The 16,309-nt window shown below is 69.2% G+C and carries 13 protein-coding genes and 1 pseudogene; 3 read left to right on the forward strand and 11 right to left on the reverse strand.

Annotated elements, in window-relative coordinates:
- Positions 1-113 precede the first annotated feature (113 nt).
- On the forward strand, positions 114-1,826 hold the full coding sequence (locus D5R93_RS07425) for a DEDD exonuclease domain-containing protein (protein WP_120205919.1): 1,713 nt from the start codon (positions 114-116) through the stop codon (positions 1,824-1,826).
- Between the two features lie 18 nt (positions 1,827-1,844).
- Here D5R93_RS07425 and D5R93_RS07430 read toward each other — a convergent pair whose 3' ends face one another.
- Positions 1,845-2,201 carry a hypothetical protein gene (locus D5R93_RS07430; protein WP_423243293.1) on the reverse strand — a complete coding sequence of 119 codons (357 nt, stop codon included), beginning with the start codon at positions 2,199-2,201 and terminating at the stop codon, positions 1,845-1,847.
- Positions 2,202-2,631: 430 nt separating this feature from the next.
- On the opposite strand from D5R93_RS07430, the gene D5R93_RS07435 reads away from it, so the two are divergent.
- A complete protein-coding gene (locus D5R93_RS07435; RefSeq protein ID WP_119835175.1) occupies positions 2,632-3,255 on the forward strand; it encodes a superoxide dismutase in 624 nt (207 codons plus the stop codon).
- Positions 3,256-3,470: 215 nt separating this feature from the next.
- Here the strand turns inward: D5R93_RS07435 and D5R93_RS07440 are convergent, their stop codons facing one another.
- The 4 genes from D5R93_RS07440 to D5R93_RS07455 form a co-directional block, all read right to left on the reverse strand.
- Positions 3,471-4,613: an FKBP-type peptidyl-prolyl cis-trans isomerase gene (locus D5R93_RS07440; protein ID WP_120204581.1), complete on the reverse strand. Its 1,143-nt coding sequence runs from the start codon at positions 4,611-4,613 to the stop codon at positions 3,471-3,473.
- 90 nt (positions 4,614-4,703) lie between these two features.
- Positions 4,704-5,102 carry a HesB/IscA family protein gene (locus D5R93_RS07445; RefSeq protein WP_119835176.1) on the reverse strand — a complete coding sequence of 133 codons (399 nt, stop codon included), beginning with the start codon at positions 5,100-5,102 and terminating at the stop codon, positions 4,704-4,706.
- A gap of 268 nt (positions 5,103-5,370) precedes the next feature.
- Positions 5,371-7,038 (reverse strand): ABC-F family ATP-binding cassette domain-containing protein, encoded by a 1,668-nt coding sequence (locus D5R93_RS07450; RefSeq protein WP_119835177.1) that lies wholly within the window; start codon positions 7,036-7,038, stop codon positions 5,371-5,373.
- 16 nt (positions 7,039-7,054) lie between these two features.
- Positions 7,055-7,471 (reverse strand): hypothetical protein, encoded by a 417-nt coding sequence (locus D5R93_RS07455; protein ID WP_243106655.1) that lies wholly within the window; start codon positions 7,469-7,471, stop codon positions 7,055-7,057.
- A 532-nt stretch (positions 7,472-8,003) separates the two neighbouring features.
- On the opposite strand from D5R93_RS07455, the gene D5R93_RS07460 reads away from it, so the two are divergent.
- On the forward strand, positions 8,004-10,106 hold the full coding sequence (locus D5R93_RS07460) for a glucose PTS transporter subunit IIA (RefSeq protein WP_120204582.1): 2,103 nt from the start codon (positions 8,004-8,006) through the stop codon (positions 10,104-10,106).
- Positions 10,107-10,384: 278 nt separating this feature from the next.
- On the opposite strand, the gene D5R93_RS07465 is transcribed toward D5R93_RS07460, so the two are convergent.
- The 6 genes and pseudogenes from D5R93_RS07465 to glgA all read right to left on the reverse strand — a co-directional run bounded on the left by D5R93_RS07465 (position 10,385) and on the right by glgA (position 16,053).
- Positions 10,385-11,242 (reverse strand): TrmH family RNA methyltransferase, encoded by an 858-nt coding sequence (locus D5R93_RS07465; RefSeq protein WP_119835180.1) that lies wholly within the window; start codon positions 11,240-11,242, stop codon positions 10,385-10,387.
- Positions 11,239-12,378 carry an SPFH domain-containing protein gene (locus D5R93_RS07470; RefSeq protein WP_119835181.1) on the reverse strand — a complete coding sequence of 380 codons (1,140 nt, stop codon included), beginning with the start codon at positions 12,376-12,378 and terminating at the stop codon, positions 11,239-11,241. Before D5R93_RS07470 ends, D5R93_RS07465 begins: the two co-directional genes overlap by 4 nt.
- Before the next feature lie 57 nt (positions 12,379-12,435).
- Positions 12,436-12,918: an NfeD family protein gene (locus D5R93_RS07475; protein WP_120204583.1), complete on the reverse strand. Its 483-nt coding sequence runs from the start codon at positions 12,916-12,918 to the stop codon at positions 12,436-12,438.
- A gap of 246 nt (positions 12,919-13,164) precedes the next feature.
- Complete coding sequence (locus D5R93_RS07480) at positions 13,165-13,983, reverse strand: ABC transporter ATP-binding protein (RefSeq protein WP_119835183.1); 819 nt, start codon at positions 13,981-13,983, stop codon at positions 13,165-13,167.
- A 9-nt stretch (positions 13,984-13,992) separates the two neighbouring features.
- Entirely contained in the window at positions 13,993-14,232 is a 240-nt protein-coding gene (locus D5R93_RS13540) for a hypothetical protein (protein ID WP_205570147.1), read from the reverse strand.
- 592 nt (positions 14,233-14,824) lie between these two features.
- Positions 14,825-16,053 (reverse strand): annotated as a pseudogene (glgA, locus tag D5R93_RS07490) (glycogen synthase).
- Positions 16,054-16,309: the final 256 nt, after the last annotated feature.

The following is a 16,309-nucleotide window of genomic DNA, read 5'->3' on the forward strand; positions in this document are numbered from 1 at the left end:
AGATCGTAACGGAAGTCTAACCTCGCCGCGTGAGCACAGCCGCCCCCGACGAGCCTGACCACAGGGCAGACCCGCCCTGGCTGCGGCGGGGTGAGCAGGCACGCCTCACGGACATGGGCACGCCCTTGCGGGAGGTGACCTTCGTCGTCGTTGACCTTGAGACTACCGGCGCAGCCCCGGGCGCGCACGCCCTGACGGAGATCGGCGCCCTCAAGGTACGCGGTGGCGAGGTCTTGGCCCGCTTCTCCACGCTGGTCAACCCCGGAGCCGCCGTGCCACCGCAGATCACCGCGCTTACCGGCATCACCAACGCCATGCTCGTCGGCGCCCCGGACGTAGCTCCCTGCCTGGAGGACTTCCTATCGTGGGCGGGGCTGGACGCGGGTACAGCGGACAACGACAGCAACCCCGCCGTCCCTGGCAGCGGGACGCCCACGGACACCGTCCTGGTCGCCCACAACGCCCGCTTCGACGTCGGCCACTTGCGCGGTGCTGCCAAGGCACTGGGTATTGGGTGGACCGAGCCCCGCGTCCTGGACACCCTCGCCCTGGCGCGCAGGGCGTGGCCGCGCGGCAAGGTTCCTAACCACAGGCTGTCCACCCTGGCAGCCCTCGTCGGCGCCTCGACCCGCCCCACCCACAGGGCGCTAGACGACGCGAGCGCCACTGCTGACGTCCTCCACGCCGCCCTGGAGGTCCTGGCTCCCCTCGGAGTCACCCACCTGGAGGACCTCGCCACCGCTACCGACCCGGTGCCTGCCCGTCGGCGGGCCAGGTCTCGGCTCGCCGAGGGCCTGCCCACCACCCCCGGGGTCTACCAGCTCTGCTCCGCCACGGGAGAGGTGCTCTATGTGGGCAGTACCGTCAACCTGCACCGGCGGGTCCGCTCCTACTTCACGGCGGCGGAGAGGCGCCCCCGGGTCATCCGGATCCTGGACACGACCACTGAGGTGCGCCACGTCCCCACACCGACGCTCCTGGAGGCGCGTGTACGCGAGTTGCGACTCATCGCCGAGCTCGACCCCGTGGCCAACCGTCGCTCACGGGCACCACGCAGGCAGCCCTGGCTGCACCTGGTGGCAGGCCCTGAGCCCCATCTGGCGCTGACAGCCGTGCTGCCCCTCCGGGAGGTCGGCTACGCCGTCGGCCCTTTCTGGTCACGCAGAGGCGCGCAGGAGGCCCTCCGGGCCGCAGAGTCGGTGCTGCGACTGCGACGCCGGGACGACTGGGTCAGGACAAACAGCCCAGGGCCGTCCACGACGGGTGGCTCGCCGACAGCTCAGGCCTCAGACAGGGCCGCCTCCTTCCTGTCCGGCCAGACTGACCTGGTCGCCGCTGAGGTGCTGGAGCGCGTGAGGCGCCTGGCACAGGCACAGCGCTACGAAGAGGCAGGAACATGGACACGTCGCCTGCGCAGCTTGCTGCAGGCGGCCCTGAGGGCTGAGCGCACCCGCCCGCTGCTGACCTGCCCCCACCTCGTTGCCGCCAGGCCTCGCGAGCACGGCGGCTGGGAGCTGGTAGCGGTGCGGTGGGGCATGCTGGCGGGGTCCCTGGTCACGCCCCCGGGCACCGACCCTCGTCCGGGTGTGGCCGCACTGCGCAGCAGCGCCAGGGTCGTCAGCCAGCCCACCCTGGTGGGACAGGAGGCCAGCGTGGAGGAGACCCTGCTGCTGGCTGACTGGGTGCTGGATGCCGGAGCACGGCTGGTCGAGGTCGACGGGGACCCACAGGCTCTGTCATGGCCAGCTGCCTCTGCCGCCCGCTACGGCAAGGTCCTCCACACCGACCCCCACCTCGACAGTGACAGGCCCTGCCACCGCGGGTAGTAGCAGGCCAGCAGCACCCTAGCCGGCAGGAACCACGGTGCCACGGCGCGCCGTCAGCGCCCTGGCCACCCCTCCTGAAGACTCAACGGGTCCAGGGGCGGGGACCACGACCTCAGCCCTGGCCCAGGCAGCCAGCCAGTTATCCTGCGGCCTGGCCGTCAGCAGCACCACCGGAGGACGCTGGTCACTCTCGATGAACAGCTCGTGAGCCAGCCCCATGCCGCCCAGCTTCTTGGCCTCCGCGTCAAGGACCAGGGCGTCAAAGGGGCAAGTCCCTGCTCCTCCCGGTCCCGCAGCGCCAGCCTGACCCCCTCGGCAGTGGCGGCCTCCTTCCAGGTCACCAGGGGCAGCCCCGGGCAGGACGGCGCCCGACACCCTCAATGACCTCGCGGCGCACCGTGGCGTCGTCGGAGAACACGAGGAGCTCGAGGCGGGCATCTGCCTGGTCAGTCATGAGGTCCTCCCTACTCAGTTGATTCTCTGCGGGTACCTGCCACCATGGTCAGTCGCCCTGGTCAGTGATCAACAGATTGATCAGCGGCACGACCAGCGGCCTGACGTTCCGCGCTGAGTGTAATCCTACCGGGTCCTCCTGTCTGCCCGCGCCACGGACGCCTACCATAGTCGCTGTCCGGGACCTCAGTCCTAAGGCTGTTCCGAGGCAGTCCTAGAACCAGGCCGATCCGGTCCAGAACCCCTGCGTCGGACACCCGCACCAGCCGCCACCCAGCCCTACTGAGGACTCGGGGGCCTGAGACGGACCCGGCAGGGCTGCAGCCGCACCGTCCCACGAAAGGCACTCACGATGACCGTGTACACCCTCCCTGAGCTCCCCTACGACTACGCCGCCCTGGAGCCCCACATCTCCGGCCGGATCATGGAGCTCCACCACGACAAGCACCACGCCGCCTACGTCGCTGGCGCCAACGCGGCCCTGGAGGCTCTGGCTGCCGCGCGGGAGGCCGGCGACCTGGGCGCAGTCAACCTGTGGGAGAAGAACCTGGCCTTCAACCTTGGCGGCCACGTCAACCACTCGGTGTTCTGGCAGAACCTCTCCCCCCACGGCGGGGGCGAGCCTGAGGGAGATCTGGCAGCAGCTATCAACGACTCCTTCGGCTCCTTCGCCGCCTTCCAGGCCCACTTCACCGCGACTGCACTGGGCATCCAGGGCAGCGGCTGGGCAGTCCTGGCCTACGACTCCGTCTCCGGCGGCCTGGTGGTCTTCCAGCTCTTCGACCAGCAGGGCAACGTTCCGGTCGGCACCATCCCTCTGTTCATGGTTGACATGTGGGAGCACGCCTTCTACCTGGACTACCTCAACGTCAAGGCTGACTACCTCAAGGCCGTGTGGAACATCGTCAACTGGGAGGACGTCTCGCAGCGCCTGTCGGACGCGGTCTCTAGGTCCCACGGCCTTATCGTGCGCTGACAGCTACGCCCAGCACACGAGCTCTCACGCGTCCGGTCGTCGTGCACGTCTGAGGTCGGAGCGCAAGACTGACAGGCGCAGCCTGAGCGCGTCCTACTTGTTCTGTATTCGCATGTGGTCCCCGGGCAACAGCCCGGGGACCACATGCTTCGTGCCACGTCAGCCAGCCCGTGCCCCGTCAGCCTGTGCCTGGTCAGCACCCGCAGGCACAGTGGTTACAGGACCGCCTCGATGTCCATGACGAAGGCGACCGCCTCCCGCCCTAGGGACTCGTCCCCCGGTCTGAGAACCACGACCCGGGAGCCCTGGGGAACCCCGACCAGCCCGTCCAGGTCGGAGGTAGCGATCGAGACAGGCGTCGGCGCCCCGTCCTCCCAGGTGGAGCTTCCCGTGCCCTCCTCACCGGACCAGGCGGCAGCAGCGATATTAACGACGACCGTTGAAGTCCCGGACACGGGCTGCCCGGCTCCCCTGGCCAGGACAAGGTACTCCGGCTCCGTTGGCTCAGGCGCGTCCGTGCTGACCGAGACAGTCACCGGGGAGCCCAGCTCACCCTCAACGGTGATACCCCGCTGGGCCAGCTCATCCTCACCTTCCATGACGGCATCCTCGGTCGAGCCCACGACGGACTGGGGGTCCAGCGTGTCCACGACCTCCACCACGAACACAAGCGGGCCCGTGGGGCCGCCGCCAGAGGACGCCTCGTCCTGGCCGTAAGCGAGGTCCGCGGGGACCGACATCAGGACACGGTCTCCCACGTGGTGGCCCGCCAGGCCGCAGCGCCACCCGACGATCACCTGCTGGAGGGACAGGACCAGGGGCTGCCCCTGCCCCAGGGCCTCCTCCGAGGCCTCTGTGGTCTCCTGGCCAGCAGCCTCGCCAGGGGCGGTATCCTCGGCGCCGCCGGAGGCAGAGTCCTGAGCGTTCTGGGAGTCCTGCGCCCCCGTCTCGTAGGAGGAGTCAAAGGTGGTGTCAGAGCCCCACTGCCACCCCGCGTAGCCGACCGTCACCAGGTCCGTCTCAGCGACCTCGGTCCCGTCGCCCTCCTCCAGGGTCGCCACCGTGAGGTTCGCCGGGGCCTCCTCCCCGCTCCACGTCACGGTGGGCAGCGTGCCCGCCTCGCCCTCCACGGTGGGCAGCGCCGAGGAGTCGGAGTCGATCGTCAGGGCGGAGCAGTCAGTCGGCTCCTGCTGGCCCCCGGTCGTCGAGGTGGTACCAGGGTCGGCGCTGGTGGCAGTGGTGCTGCTGAGAGCGGGGTCGGCACCGTCCGCCGAGCCCTGGCACCCGGCCAGGGTGAGGCAGCCCACCAGGGCCAGGGCGGCCAGCGCCCGCGGGAAGGTCAGGGAGATACGGCGCACACAGGCTCCTTGGTTGTGCGAGGACAGCGGCAGCCCCGAAGGCCGGTGCCTCGTCTCCGGGAGCACCCGGGGACGAGGCCGGTAGACGGGTCAGTGGAAGGACTCCCCGCAGGCGCAGGTACCAGCGGCGTTAGGGTTGTCGATGGTGAAGCCCTGCTTCTCGATGGAGTCGGCGAAGTCGATCGTGGCCCCGGACAGGTAGGGCGCGCTCATACGGTCCACGACGACGTCCACCGAGGCCAGGGAGGCGCCACCTGTGTCAAAGGAGCGCACGGCGTCACCATCGAGAAGACGCTCGTCAAAGTAGAGCTGGTACACCAGGCCGGAGCATCCGCCGGGCTGGACCGCCACACGCAGCCGCAGGTCGTCACGCCCCTCCTGGGTCAGGAGGCTGGCAACCTTGGCCGCAGCCCCCTCGGTCAGGAGGACCTCGTGCTGCGCAGTCTCAGCACTCTCGGTTGCCACCTCAGCCACCGTGGTCTCAGCCATGTCATTCCCCTTCCTCGCTGTGTGTCAGCGTGTGCGTGTCAGCTGCGAGCCAGCCGCAACAGCACGTCAGAACGTGCCCCGCCCTCCCGGGACCGCGCCCGACGGGCCTGCCAGGGCGAACGCCTCACACACCCATGTTGTTCCCCGCCCAGCCTACGCGACCGCAGAAGACTTCCTTGTGTGAGTGACCTCACCTTCATCTGTCACATGTGGGCGCAAGCGCCTCGGACCCGACCCGGGGAGTCTCCGGAAGACCCGTGCCCACAGGTCAGGCCAGAGCCACGAGGTCCATGTACTCCTCACCCCACAGGTCCTCGTCCCCCTCCGGCAGCAGGAGGACCCGCTGCGGCTCCAGCGCCTGGACAGCTCCCTCGTCGTGCGTCACCAGGACCACGGCGCCCTCAAAGCCCCGCAGGGCGCGCAGCACCTCCTCACGGCTGGCCGGGTCCAGGTTGTTGGTGGGCTCGTCCAGCAGCAGCACGTTGGCGGAGGAGACCACGAGCATGGCTAGGGCGAGACGGGTCTTCTCCCCTCCGGAGAGCACGCGGGAGGGCTTGTCGGCGTCGGCCCCGGAGAACAGGAAGGATCCCAGGACGCTGCGCACCTGGGTGTCGTCCATTCCTGGTGCCGCGCGCCTGAGGTTTTCCACCACAGTGTCCTGGGTGTCGATGGTCTCGTGCTCCTGGGCGTAGTAGCCGATCCTAAGCCCGTGGCCGGCCACCACCTGACCCGCGTCAGCCTGCTCGACCCCGGCCAGGACACGCAGCAGGGTAGTCTTGCCGGCACCGTTGAGCCCCAGGACCACCACCCGGCTGCCGCGGTCCACAGCCAGGTCGACTCCGGCAAAGACCTCCAGGGAGCCGTAGGCCTTGGACAGCCCTGACGCACGCAGCGGCGTCCTGCCGCAGGGTGCCGGGTCCGGGAAGCGAAGGTGGGCCACCTTTTCCGCCTGGTGCTCGTCCTCCAGCCCAGCCAGGAGACGGTCAGCCCGCCTGAGCATCTGCTGGGCCGCAACGGCCTTGGTGGCCTTGGCCCGCATCTTCTCCCCTTGCGCCCGCAACGCCGCGGCCTTCTTCTCCGCGTTGGCGCGCTCACGACGGCGCCGGTGCTCGTCGTCAGAGCGCTGGGTGAGGTAGGCGTCCCACCCCAGGCTGTAGACATCCAGCACACCGCGCCCCGCGTCCAGGTACATCACCTGGTTGACGGTGTCCCGCAGAAGCGCAACGTCGTGGCTGATGACCACGAAGCCTCCCGAGTAGGAGCGCAGATGGTCACGCAGCCACAGCACGGAGTCGTGGTCGAGGTGGTTGGTGGGCTCGTCCAGCAGGAGGGTGTCCGGACGCTGGAACAGGACGCGTGCCAGCTCAACACGCCGTCGCTGACCACCAGAGAGAACCCCCACCGGCTGGTCCAGGACCCGGTCGGGTAGCCCCAGCGCCGCAGCGATACGAGCGGCCTCGGATGCGGCAGCGTACCCCCCGGCTACGGTGAACTCGTGGTCCAGCCTGGCGTAGCGGTCCAGCGCCCGGGCCTGGGCCTGGCCATCGGTGGATGCGATGCGTTCCTCGGCACGGCGGATACGCCTCATCAGCGCATCGATACCTCGGGCGGAGAGGATACGCTCACGCGCCTTCTGGTCCAGGTCTCCGACCTTGGTGTCCTGGGGCAGATAGCCCACGGAGCCGTGACAGGTGATCGTCCCCTCGTACTCAACTGCCTCCAGCCCGTGGCGCTCGTCGGCATCGGCCGCCGCCTGGCTGGCCCCCTGGGCGACAGCGGCGGCAGCCAGCAGCTTGGTCATGGTGGTCTTGCCTGCCCCGTTACGCCCCACCAGGCCCGCACGTGTCCCTGCACCGACCCGGAAGCTGGCTGAGCCGACGAGCTGTCTTGCACCAATACGCATGGTGAGGTCCTGGACGCTGATCACGGCCGTCATGCTACGGCCCACCGCATCAGTCCCACCACAGGCGCCACCCCTGCGCCCCGCCCGCCCACTCCGGACGCGTGCGCAACACCTCGTCCGGCCCGTCCTGCGCGTCGAGCCGGTAGCGCCGGGCGACAGCCTGCCACAGGGAGTCGCACTGGCACCCGGGTCCGTGGCGCTCATCCACCTTGTACTCCGCAAGATCGGTGTCCCCGACCCATACAGCCTCCACGGAGAGCCGCTCGTCCTCACGCTGGGGACCGATGCCGTAGCCGCTGAGGCGCACGCTGCCGTCAGCGCTGGCACAGGCTGCCAGCAGCGCTCCCAGGGACGGAGCCCGGTTCTGACGGTCCGACAGCGCCCTGCCTGGCAGGACCGACAGCAGCTCGCGCGCCGTGGCGGTGTCCAGGCCCCTGAAGGGGACGTAGTCCTCAGCCGGGGCCACAGTGGAAGCGGCTGCAGGCGCACGATGCAGGGAGGACCTGGCAGACGGAACCCACGGAGCCAGCAGCATCCACACCCCGGCCCTGACAGTCCACCCCCGTGGGCCGTAGAGACCCTGGGCACCACTAGACGGTGCGGAACCCAACGACGCCAGACCAGGAGACGTGGGATCAGGAGACATGTGTCTTGGGGTCATGGCTTCTCCTCAGCGGTTGCGGGTACCGGCCTCACGATGGGGCAGGCGCCCCCTCCCCCGCTACCGCTGCTGCCACGACCTGTGGACACGCCGGACCAGGCCGGAAGCGAGGAGCGCCGGTGGAGGGCTGGACCGAACACCCTTCTGGCACACTCCTGCCGCGCCCGTTCCTGCCGTTTCATTAAGAAACAACATAGGAAGTGGCATCCGCACCACCAGCAGCGCTAACCTCGTGCCACCGTCACTGTCGGCGGTCCCAGCAGATCGGCGGGCACGGCAGCCTCACGGTCCCCGTCCCGGGTGCCAGGCAGTACCCGTTCACTTCGAAAGGCCACGCATGGCAACTACCACGTCAGCACCGGAGATGATTCTTGACGCCGTGGGCGGCGCCGAGAACATCACCCACCTCACCCACTGCGCCACACGCCTGCGCTTTGAGCTGGTCGACGCCTCGGTGGTCGACAAGGCCACCGTCGAGGCAATCCCCGGCGTCATGGGCGCGGTCCCCCAGTCCGGTGACCGCTACCAGATCGTCATCGGCGGGGCCGTCCAGGGCGTCTACGACGAGATCATGAACCTGCCTGCCATGAAGTCGGGCGGCGCCTCATCCAGGCAGGCGGATGCCGACGTCAAGGCCGCCGCCCGAGCCAAGGCCCGCGGCAAGAACGCCCTCGTCGACGCGTTCTTCGAGTACCTCTCCGACTCCTTCCGCCCGCTGCTGCCGGTACTGCTGGGAACCTCGCTCATTATCGCTGGCGAGGCGGTGCTGGAGGCCCTCGGCTACATCGACACCCGGGCCGAGATCAAGCCCGCCTCGCTCGCCTTCGTGGACGCGATGTTCCGGTCGGTGTTCTACTTCCTGCCGATCATGGTCGCCTACAACGCCTCCAAGAAGCTCAACATCGACCCCTGGGTGGGAACTGCGGTCATGGCGGCCCTGCTCACGCCCAACTTTATCGCCATGAGCGACCCGGAGCTGACGCGCAACGTCACCTGCACGGTCAACCAGACGCTGGACACCCAGATGTGCACCGCCAACGTCTTCGGGCTGCCCATGCAGCTCCAGGACTACGGCGGGCAGGTATTCGTCCCGCTCATGATGGTGGCGGTCCTCGCCGTGGTCTACAAGCAACTGGTCAAGATCATCCCGAGCAATGTCCAGATGGTCTTTGTCCCCTTCCTCTCCTTCGTCATCATGATGCCGGTGACGGCCTTCCTCATCGGCCCGCTAGGCGTGTGGGTCGGTACTGCCCTGGGAACGGGGCTGGCGTGGCTCAACAGCACCGCCCCCATCATCTTCGCCATCATCATCCCGCTGCTCTACCCCTTCCTGGTCCCGCTAGGCCTGCACTGGCCTCTCAACGCGATCATGATCGCCAACATCAACACCCTGGGCTACGACTTTATCCAGGGTCCCATGGGTACCTGGAACTTCGCCTGCTTCGGCGCCACGGCCGCTGTGCTCCTGTGGGCTGTGCGTGACAGGGACAAGGAGATGCGACAGACTGCCACCGGCGCGCTGGCAGCCGGTCTGTTCGGTGGTATCTCCGAGCCCAGCCTCTACGGTATCCACCTGCGCTTCAAGCGCATCTACCCGCTCATGCTCGTGGGCTGCGCCGTCGGCGGCCTCATCGTGGGTCTGGGCGGAGGCGTGGACGCCAGCACCTTCGCCTTCACCTCGCTGCTGACCATCCCGATCTTCAGCCCCATGGCACTGTACGCCATCGCCATCGCCGCAGCCTTCGGCACCTCCTTCGGCCTCATCGCCGTCTTCGGCTACCGCACCAAGGAGGAGCGCGCCGAGGCCCTGGCCGCCGCTGGCGTCGTCGAGGCCGACCCTGCCGAGACCGCTGCGGACCTCGCCCTGGAGAAGCAGGCCGCTGCCGCCTCCGCCCAGCCCGGCGACGCGCAGGAGAAGACTGGTCAGGGCCAGCCCAAGTCGGCGCTGGTACCCGGCACGGTCACCGAGATCGTCTCCCCGCTGAGCGGCGCCGTCATCCCCCTGGACCAGGTGGCTGACCCTGTGTTCTCCACCGGCGCCGTGGGTCCGGGCGCGGGCATCGAGCCGGAAGGGGACTCAGGTAAGCACATCGTGGTGACCGCCCCCGCCGCAGGCACGATCCTCGTGGCTCCGGAGTCCGGCCACGCCTACGGCATCGCCCTGGACAGCGGCGTGGAGATCCTTATCCACGTGGGACTGGACACGGTGAACCTGGAAGGCAAGGGCTTCGATGTCAAGGTCTCCCAGGGAGACCGGGTCGAGGCCGGCGCCGAGCTGGTGCGGGTGGACCGTGCCGTCGTGGAGGAGGCGGGCTACCCGCTGACGACCCCGGTGCTGGTCACCAACGCTGCTTCCTTCGCCTCTGTCGACGTCGCGACCGAAGGCGAGGTGGCCACAGGGGCGGCGCTGCTGCGGGTCACCGCCCCCGACAAGAACTGACTGACGCGGGCTGACCACCTCCCAGCCCAGACTGGCACATCTCAGACACTTCTCAGAGACCTCTGCCAAGATCCCGGACCTCGTGCTCCCCGGCCACGGCAACACCGCTGGTCGGGGAGCACGACGTCGTGCGGCGGTCTCATAAGGCCTTACGAGACCTGAAGGCCTTACGAGACCTGGCGACAGGTGGAGCCAGTGCGTTCCAGCGCGTTGACGTCTCCAGAAGGCACCTCCTGCAGGCTCCGATCCTCCCAGGGCCTCGATCGAGCAAACGCGCTTTACACCCGCAGCGCCCAGAAGGCCACGGCAGCCGCAGCAGCAACGTTGAGGGAGTCCACTCCCCCAGACATAGGGATCCGCACCACCACGTCAGCAGCCTCGGTGGTACGCCGTGGTAGCCCGTCCCCCTCCGTCCCCAGGACCAGGGCCACCTTCCCCTCCGCACTGGTGCACACTGACGAGGCGGCAAACTCCTCCAGGGGCACCGATTCCTCGGACAGGGCCAGAGCGGCCACGGTGAAGCCCGCTTCGTGCAGCTCGTCCACGACGGGCCAGCGCTGCACCCGGGTCCACGGCACCTGGAAAACCGTCCCCATCGAGACACGGACACTGCGCCGGTAGAGAGGGTCTGCGCAGCGTGGCGTCACCAGGACTGCGTCCACCCCCAGGGCGGCTGCCGAGCGAAAGGCGGCACCCACGTTGGTATGGTCCACCAGGTCCTCCAGGACGGCCACCCGCCGCGCGCCGCTGCCTGCACGAGCCGCGGCCAGGAGCTCCCCAACGCCACGCAGCACCGGGCGGTTCATGGCAGCCAGCGCTCCCCGGTGCAGGTGGAAGCCGGTGACCGACTCCAGCAGCTCCTCGTCGGCCAGGAACACCGGCACCGGGCCGCCGTCATCACGGCCCTGGCAACCGACCGCCGCCGCGATCGTCGGGCGCAGCTGGTCATAGTGGTGCTCAGCCATGAGAAAGGAGCGCGGCCGGTGGCCTGCCGCCACGGCCCGCCTGATCACCTTGGTGGACTCGGCCATGTACAGGCCGCGCTCAGTCTCCAGCCGACGTCGCAGTGCGCTGTCAGTCAGGCGCGTGTAGTCGGCCAGGCGGTCATCGTCACGGCAGGTCAGCCGGACAATCATCCCTCGCCAGCGCCAGGCGCCCGGGACGCCGAGGACCCCGGCGCCCCTGCTCCAGGCACCCGGTCCTCTGAGGCCTCCTGGAGAGCCGTCTGCGCCTCACCCCGGGCCTGAGCCAGGGCCTCCTCCGGGGTAGGCAGGCTCGTCGCCGCCAGATCCGAGGCGATCCCCAGGTCCACCTCCGTGTCGGACAGGTCGACCCCGGCTCCCTGATCACCGTCCTGCCCACCAGGCTGGTCCGGGGACGGCCCGGAGGGCCTGTCCCCACCCAGCGCCCCGGCGATTCCGTCCAGGGCCGCGGTGAACTCGGTGGGAACGATCCACATCTTGGAGGAGGAGCCGTTGGCGATCTTCGGCAGGGTCTGCAGGTACTGGTAGGCGAGCAGCTTGGGATCGGCGTTGCCGCGGTGGATGGCATCAAAGACCTGCAGGATGGCGCGCGACTCACCCTGCGCCCTGAGGATCGCCGACTGTGCCTGCCCCTCAGCACGCAGGATCGCCGACTGCTTGTCACCCTCCGCGGTAAGGATCTGGGACTGCTTGACGCCCTCGGCCGTGAGGATCGCAGCACGCCGATCACGCTCAGCACGCATCTGCTGCTCCATCGCGCCCTGGATGGAGGCGGGCGGGTCGATGGACTTCAGCTCGACGTTGCTGACCCGGATGCCCCAGCGCCCCGTCGCCTGGTCGAGCACGCCGCGCAGCTGGCCGTTGATCTGGTCACGGCTGGTCAGGGTCTGCTCCAGGTCCATGGCACCGATGACATTACGTAGCGTGGTGATCGTCAGCTGCTCGATTGCCTGGAGAAAACTGGCGATCTCATAGGTGGCGCGCTTGGGGTCCGTCACCTGGTAGTAGATCACCGAGTCGATACTCACCACTAGGTTATCCGAAGTGATGACCGGCTGCGGCGGGAAGGAGACTACCTGTTCACGCAGGTCCACCGTGTTGCGCACGCTGTCGACAAAAGGGATCAGAAAATGGAGGCCCGCCCCGTACTCCGCCTGGAACTTCCCCAGCCGCTCCACGATGATCGCGTAGCTCTGCGGCACTCTGCGCACCGCGCGGAAGATCGCGACAACGACCAGCAGCGCCAGGAGCAGCAGGACGATAAGAGGGACAACGGCCAGTTCGTTCATGTCAGGGGACTCCTGTTGTACGTGTCATGCTTGTTCCGGGTAACGGGTACCCAGCGGTCACCGCCCGTGGGGTACCGGCTCCTGGGAGGCCTGCTCCAAGGCGGCCGGGACGACGACGGCGACAGCCCCGTCGATCTGGGTCACCGTCACTGCGGCACCGGGCTCGACAGGACCGCCCTGCCCCGCAGCAGCCGGTGCCAGCCGGGCGCTCCACTCGCCACCGCTGAGCCGCACCCGGCCTCCCTGGTCGTCCACCACGGTGATCGCCGTGGCCGAACGTCCCACCAGAGCCTCAGCATTGGTCCTCATCTGCGGGGCCGTGGAGGCCATACGCCTTCTGGCCCAGGGACGCACCGCCAGCAGAAGCAGTGTGGAGACGACCGCGAAGACGATGAACTGGACCGGTAGAGAGGCCCCCAGCGCCGCCGCGACGCCCCCTCCCAGGGCTCCTCCGGCGATCATGAGGAAGGTGAGGTCGGCCGTCAGGATCTCGATGACGGCGAGGACCAGGGACCCGCCGATCCAGAACAGCCAGACCATAAGTAGGAACCTCCTCAGTGATGTCTCAGTAGATACCCCAGGTACCTCGGCGACGTCAGCCGTGTGGGCAGCTAGCGCAGGGCTAGTATTCCAGACTTCCGGCTCGAGGGCGTGGTCACGTGCCCGATTCAGAGGTACCGGGGCGGCGGAGCGGACCGACCCCGCTGCCACCGACACCCCGCCTGCGACAGCCCAGCCCAGACACGGCTCAGGCCAGTCCCGGCAGGGTCAGACGCTGCCAGCCCCTCAGGCGCTGCCGACGGCTGGCACGGTCCCGCGCTCGGCCGCCCCCCGTGCCCAATAGCGACCCCGGTCCTGGACCACCTCCAGGGGAAGGCCGAAGGTAGCGGTCATGACCGCGTCGGTGAGGACCTCCTCCACAGGGCCCACCTGCTGGACACGTCCCTGCCGCAGGGCCATCGCGTGAGTGATACCGGGAGGAATCTCCTCCAAGTGGTGGGTCACCATGAGGAGCGAGGGCGATCCGGGATCCTGGACGATGTCGGCCAGGGCCGCGAGAAGCTGCTCGCGGCCGGCCACGTCCAGCCCGCAGGCCGGCTCGTCAAGGACGAGCAGCTCGGGGTCGGGCATGAGGGCACGAGCGATCTCGACACGCTTGCGCTCCCCCGAGGACAGGGTGGCCCACCTCCGGTCGCTCAGGTATCCCGCCCCCAGCGCCTGCAGCAGCGCCTCGGCCCGCTCGGTGTCCAGGTCGTCATACCTCTCCCGCCAGCGGCCGGTGTAGCCGTAGGCGGCCGACAGCACCACGTCAACGACTCTCTCACTTCCCAGCACGCTGGAGGACAGGGCCGAGGAGCACAGGCCGATCCTGGGGCGCAGCTCGGAGACGTCAACACGCCCCAGGCGCTCGGACAAGATGTCCACCGTGCCGGAGGAGGGGAAGAGGCGGGCCGCAGCCAGACGGGCGAGCGTGGTCTTGCCCGCGCCGTTGGGCCCCAGGACCACCCAGTGCTCCGACTCCTCCACAGCCAGGCTGACATGGTCAAGAACCACGGTGGTCCCACGGGTGAGCGTGACGTCGTCAAGGTGGAGGACGCAGGTCATCCCCCAACCTTACCGTCCCTTCCCTGAGCGGCCCAGGACCCACCTCGGCCCGGGGGACTCGGCTCCGAGGAGCGGCGGTACGGTGGGGACATGCCTCTTGCGCCACCGCTCAGCGTCCTCCTCGCCCTGTGGGCCCCGGTGCCCTCCTCCCACGGCCTGGCCCTGGTCCAGGGACCCGACGGCGTGCACAGCGTCATTGAGGAAGGCGTCAAGGAGGACGCCGAGGACGCACCGCAGAATGCGGGGCACGGCCTAGGCCTGGAGGAGTGGTTGGCGGCCGCCCGCCCCTTGAGCCGGGTCGCCGCCCTGCTCCCCTCCCCGGCCGACGGCCTGTCGGCGCGCCCCGAGGCCCTGGAGGCAGGCCAGGCCGTCATCGTGGAGACCGGCGGGACCGAGCAGCGCCACACCGGCGCCAGCCTGCTGGTCCCACAGGACTCAGGCACGAGCGTGGTGTGGCACCGCCTGCCGGTAGAGGCGCCCGTGCCCGCGCTGGACCCGGGGCAGGCACGACGCGACGTGCACACCGCCACGGAGGCAGCCATCGACGCCCTGACGGACCTGGACCTGGCCCGAGGGCGCCCCGACCTGGCTGACACCCTCAACGACCTTGTCCTCGCCGGACTGGACCCCCGCCTTCTTCCGCCGTCCCTGGACTCCCGCAGGGTCCAGCTCCTGGAGCGCTCCCTGCGCCTGGCCGCTATCTGCGAGCTAGCCCTGGAGGACGACGGCGGCTCGGCGACGGCACGTCAGGCCCGGCAGCGCTCAGAGGTCCTGCGGCCGCTGCTGGCGGTAGCCCGCCGGGGACGGCCGCAGCCACCGACTGGTGGGCCTGCCACAGCCGTCAGCCCTGCTGAAGCACCCAGCGGTAGACCTCCATGGTGCGCTGGGCGACAGCCTCCCAGGAGAAGTGCTCCTCCACCCGCCTGCGCGAGGCCGCCCCATCTGGGCGGCCCGCTCGGTGTCGGTAACTACCTCTGTCAGGCGCTCCGCCAGGTCCGCCTCGAAGCGGGCGGGGTCGGTGGGGGTGCCGGTGCCGTCCTGGACCTGGTCAATCGGCACCAGGAGCCCTGTCTCGCCGTCGACGATGACGTCGGGGATGCCACCGGTGGCGGAGCCAACGACAGGAAGCCCCACGGCCATGGCCTCGAGGTTGACGATGCCCAGCGGCTCGTAGACGGAGGGGCACACGAACACGTCCGAGGCGGACAGGACCGCGATCAGCTCGGGGCGCGGCAGCATCTCCTCGACCCACACCACACCGGTACGGGTCTGGCGCAGCCGGTCCACCAAGGTGTCGACCTCCGCCTTGATCTCAGGAGTGTCAGGAGCCCCGGCACACAGGACGACCTGGACGTCACCAGGCAGCTGCTCGCAGGCCCTCAGCAGGTGCGGCAGGCCCTTCTGGCGGGTGATGCGGCCGACGAACACCACGGTGGGACGGTCCGGGTCGATGCCCAGGCGCTTCAGGGTCACCGAGGCCGCGGCGTCGGCCTCCTCGCCCTCGGGCCGCTGCCAGGCCTGCAGGTCGATCCCGTTGTGGACCACCTTGACCCGGTCGGGGTCCACCGCAGGGTAGGCACGCAGGATATCGTCCCTCATGCCGTTGGACACCGCGATAATGCCTGCGGCCGCCTCGTAGGCGGTCCTCTCCGCCCAGGAGGACAGGGCGTAGCCGCCGCCGAGCTGCTCAGCCTTCCACGGGCGCAGCGGCTCCAGGGAGTGCGCGGAGATCACGTGGGGCACGCTGTGCAGGAGGGAGGCCAAGTGGCCCGCAAGGTTGGCGTACCAGGTGTGGGAGTGCACCAGGTCGGTGCCCTCGGTCCCCTGGGCGATCTCCAGGTCCACCCCGAAGGTACGCAGCGCGGCGTTGGCCTCCTCCAGCTCGGCGACCTCAGGGTAGCCGGTGACCCCCGGATCGGCTCCCGGGGTCCCCGGCTGGCGCGGTCCTCCGAAGGCGTGGACCCTCACGTCAGCCAGCGGCCGCAGCACCTTGGCCAGCTCGTCGACGTGGACGCCGGCGCCGCCGTAGATAAAGGGTGGGTACTCCTTGGTCAGCAGGTCGACCCTCATAGGTGCCTCTCCTCGTGTGTGTTCCCTCGGTGGGCTGCCTGAGCAGACCACCCGGACGTGTCAGACGTGCTCACGCGGGCACGGAGGCGCCCGGGACGGCTCCGGCCCACGGGGACGACGGTAGTCGGTCCCGGCTTCCCGCGGGCCGTTTTGGGGCTCGTCCCCAGAGCACGTGCGCAGTCGCGCGGGACCATGTCGGGACCAGGCGAGGAGCGGCTCGGCACGGGTGCGGGAACCCGCCGGGACCACTGCGTGG

This window comes from Actinomyces lilanjuaniae, assembly GCF_003606385.1.
Taxonomy (GTDB): domain Bacteria; phylum Actinomycetota; class Actinomycetes; order Actinomycetales; family Actinomycetaceae; genus Actinomyces; species Actinomyces lilanjuaniae.